Below are 3,274 nucleotides of genomic sequence, written 5' to 3'. Positions count from 1 at the left end.
CGCCGGTCGTGATTCCGCTGCCGTTCTGACGACGGCTCAGCGGGGCCGCAGCACGATCTCCGTCGGGTGCGCGTCGGCCGGTGTCTGGACCGCCTGGCGCACTGCGCGCGCCACGGTCGACGCCTTCAGGAAGCGTTCCGGTTCGTAGGTCCGGCCCTCGCTCGCGACGATCGCACGCTGCATGTCGGTGTCGATCCGGCCAGGATGCACCGATGTCACCCGCAGCGCCGGCTCCTCCTGCCGCAGGACGTCGGAGAACGCGCGCAACGCGAACTTGCTGGCGGCGTACGCACCCCAGCCGGCCTTCGCGTTCAGCCCGGCCCCCGAGTTGAGCAGCACTACATGGCCGTTCGCGGCCCGCAGCGCCGGCAGGAGCAGACGCGTCAGCTCCACCACCGCCACCACGTTCGACTCGAACATCTCCCGCCACTGCGCGATTCCGCCGTCGGCGATCGTCCCGAGTTCGGCGAGGCCCGCGTTGTGCACCAGCACGTCCAACCGGTCGATGCTCGAGCAGGCCGTGGCCACCGCCTCGTGGTCGAGCAGGTCGACCGGCCACGGCGCCGCCTCCGGGATCTCCTCGCAGATCGCCCGGAGCGACTCCGCGCGCCGGCCCCCGAGCAGCAGGTCGTGGCTGGGGGCGAGTTCCCGGGCGATGGCGGCGCCGACGCCGCGGCCGCCACCGGTGATCAGGGCTGAAGGTCGCATGCGACGACCCTAGGCGAGGATCTCGGTCGACGCGCCGCCCGTGGCCGACCCCACGCGCGGCGGCCGCGGAAAGCGCATCTCCACAAGCGCTTTCGGCCGCGACAGCAGATACTCGCGCAGCACGTTGCGCACCCGGGTGCGCAGCCGGCAGTCGCACCCGGCCACCACGCCGGCCATGTCGATCCCCGCGCGCCGCCCCAGCGCGACGGCCCGCGGAAGATGGAAGTCCTGGGTGGCGATCAGGGCCGTCGTCACGCCGTAGACCTGTGCGGCGCGATGGCAGGTGTCGTATGTGTCGAGCCCGTAGGGGTCGGTGGCGATCACTTCCCGTCCCACGCCGTGCGCCACCAGATAGCCCGTCATCGCCGCGATCTCGTCCCCGGACCGGCCCCCCGCGTCGCCCGAGACGAGCACGCTGCGGGCGCGGCCGTCCGCGAGCAGAGCGACGGCGACGTCGAGGCGCCCGCGCAGCATCGGCATGGGCCATCCGTTCCGGACCCGGGCACCCGGCACGATCACCACCGGCGCCGTCGGCGCGTCGGCGAGGGCGTACAGCCGCCCCGCCGCGGGCGCCGCGACCCGGGCCGAGACCCCGGCCAGCGCCAGCGTCCCTCCGGCCACCCCGATCGCGGTTCCGGTCACCGTCCGCCGCCACCTCGCATTTGTGCGCATGCGCCCCACGCTACGGACTGTCGTGGCGAGAATGGACGCATGGACCCGGTGGACGCCCTGCGGGAGGTCGCGTTCTGGCTCGAACGCGACCGGGCCGAGAGCTACCGCGTGAAGGCCTACCGCCACGCCGCCGACGTCGTCGCCCGGTTGAGCCCCGAGCAGCGCGCCGCGCGGCGCCGTACGGACAGCTGGACGGCCCTCGCCGGTGTCGGCCCGAAGACCGCCACCGTGATCCGGGAAGCCTTCGACGGGGTGCCCGCGTACCTGCAGCAGCTGCGCGCGGAGGCCGAGCCGATCGGCCGCGGCGGCGCGGAACTGCTGGAGGCCCTGCAGGGCGATCTCCACGTGCATTCGGACTGGTCGGACGGAGGCAGCCCGATCGCCGAGATGATGCGGATCGCCGCGGCACTCGGGCGCCAATACTGCGCGCTCACCGACCATTCCCCCCGGCTGAAGGTGGCCAACGGGCTCACGGCCGAGCGGTTGCGCACCCAGTTGGGGGTCGTCGCCGACCTCAACCGCGTCCTCGCGGACAGCGGCCGCCCCTTTCGCATTCTCACCGGGATCGAGGTGGACATCCTCGACGACGGCACCCTCGACCAGGACGAGGGTCTGCTCGCCGAACTCGACGTCGTGGTGGCGAGCGTGCACTCGAATCTGCGGGCCGACCGGGCGGTCATGACGAAGCGGATGCTGAAGGCGGTGCAGAACCCGCACGTCGACGTGCTCGGGCACTGCACGGGCCGGCTGGTGCAGGGTGGTCGCGGCACCCGCCCGGAGTCGCGGTTCGACGCCGAGGCGGTGTTCTCGGCGTGCCGCGACCACAGCACCGCGGTGGAGATCAACGCGCGCCCCGAGCGGCAGGACCCGCCCGAGCGGCTGATCGACCTCGCGCTGAATCTCGGTTGCCGCTTCGCGATCGACACCGACGCACACGCACCCGGACAGCTGGACTGGATCGGGTACGGCTGCGAACGGGCCGCCGAACGCGGGGTCGAGGCCGGGGACGTGATCAACACGTGGCCGGTCGAGGACCTGCTCGCCTGGACCGCCGGCCGGACGGGTTGACGGGTCAGCCGGTGGCCACCTCGTCGGCCGGGACCGTGGCCGGCGGGCGGCACTCGGCGTCGAGGAGGACGCGGGCGTCGGCGGCGAACCGGCGGACCTGTGCGTCGGTCCAGACCTGGGCGGGCACTCCCCCGCCGAGCAGGTCCCTGGCCAGGGCCGGGGACTGCCCGAGCGGTGCGTCGCTGCCGGCGATGACGATGTTGCCGTAGCGGCGGCCCTTGAGCATCGCCGGATCCGCGATGATCGCGGTGTGCTCGAAGATGCTGCCGATGGTGGCCGCCTCCCGCCGGGCGGTGGTCAGATCCCGGGTGTCACCACAGTTGACGACGTAGACGCCGCCCGCATCGAGCACCCGGCGGGCGTGCCGGGTGAACTCGACCGTGGTCAGCGCGACGGGCGTCCGGTTGATCGCGAAGACGTCGCGGACGATCACGTCGCGGGTCGCGTCGGTCAGCGAGGCGAGGACCGCCCGCGCCTCCCCCACCCGGATCCGCAGCAGCGGGGCACGGGGCAGGTCGAACCAGTCCCGGACGAGTTCGGCGAGCCGGCCGTCGATCTCGACCACCACCTGCCGCGCGTTCGGATAGGTGGCGGCGAGGTAGCGGGCCATGGAACAGGCCCCTCCGCCGAGGTGCAGCACGCGCAGCCGCTCGTCCCGGGGCCGCTGTGATTCGAGCAGTTGCGCGATCCACCGCATGTACTCGAATTCGAGCAGCGTGGGATCGGCGAGATCGATGTGGGAGCTGGGCACCCCGTTGACCTCGAGCACCCAGCCGTCCGGCAGGTACCGGTCCTTGACGAGCTCGCAGGTGCCGGTGTCGATGTC

At 72.8% G+C, this 3,274-nt stretch carries 4 protein-coding genes; 1 reads left to right on the top strand and 3 read right to left on the bottom strand.

From position 1 onward, the window contains the following. Positions 1–36: 36 nt before the first annotated feature. Both CQZ88_RS13425 and CQZ88_RS13420 read right to left on the bottom strand, forming a co-directional pair. Positions 37–708 (bottom strand): SDR family oxidoreductase, encoded by a 672-nt coding sequence (locus CQZ88_RS13425; RefSeq protein WP_102799885.1) that lies wholly within the window; start codon positions 706–708, stop codon positions 37–39. 9 nt (positions 709–717) lie between these two features. After that, positions 718–1,380, bottom strand: coding sequence for a vancomycin high temperature exclusion protein (locus CQZ88_RS13420; protein WP_180987009.1), 663 nt, complete (start codon positions 1,378–1,380; stop codon positions 718–720). A 39-nt stretch (positions 1,381–1,419) separates the two neighbouring features. On the opposite strand from CQZ88_RS13420, the gene CQZ88_RS13415 reads away from it, so the two are divergent. Continuing rightward, complete coding sequence (locus CQZ88_RS13415; RefSeq protein WP_102799884.1) at positions 1,420–2,448, top strand: PHP domain-containing protein; 1,029 nt, start codon at positions 1,420–1,422, stop codon at positions 2,446–2,448. Between the two features lie 4 nt (positions 2,449–2,452). On the opposite strand, the gene CQZ88_RS13410 is transcribed toward CQZ88_RS13415, so the two are convergent. Then, the coding region (locus tag CQZ88_RS13410) for a spermidine synthase (protein ID WP_258008584.1) at positions 2,453–3,274 on the bottom strand (822 nt) is incomplete at its 5' end.

Source organism: Rhodococcus sp. ENV425 (genome assembly GCF_002887785.1).
In the GTDB taxonomy this organism is placed as follows: Bacteria; Actinomycetota; Actinomycetes; order Mycobacteriales; family Mycobacteriaceae; genus Rhodococcus; species Rhodococcus aetherivorans.
The sequence above is the reverse complement of the archived record's forward strand: the minus strand, read 5'-3'. Positions and strand labels throughout refer to the sequence as shown.

What these genes read in the sequence shown, in the direction of transcription:
- CQZ88_RS13425 (WP_102799885.1), bottom strand. Translation starts at nt 708, where the DNA reads ATGCGACCTTCAGCCCTGATCACCGGTGGCGGCCGCGGCGTCGGCGCC.
- CQZ88_RS13420 (WP_180987009.1), bottom strand. Translation starts at nt 1,380, where the DNA reads ATGCGCACAAATGCGAGGTGGCGGCGGACGGTGACCGGAACCGCGATC.
- CQZ88_RS13415 (WP_102799884.1), top strand. Translation starts at nt 1,420, where the DNA reads ATGGACCCGGTGGACGCCCTGCGGGAGGTCGCGTTCTGGCTCGAACGC.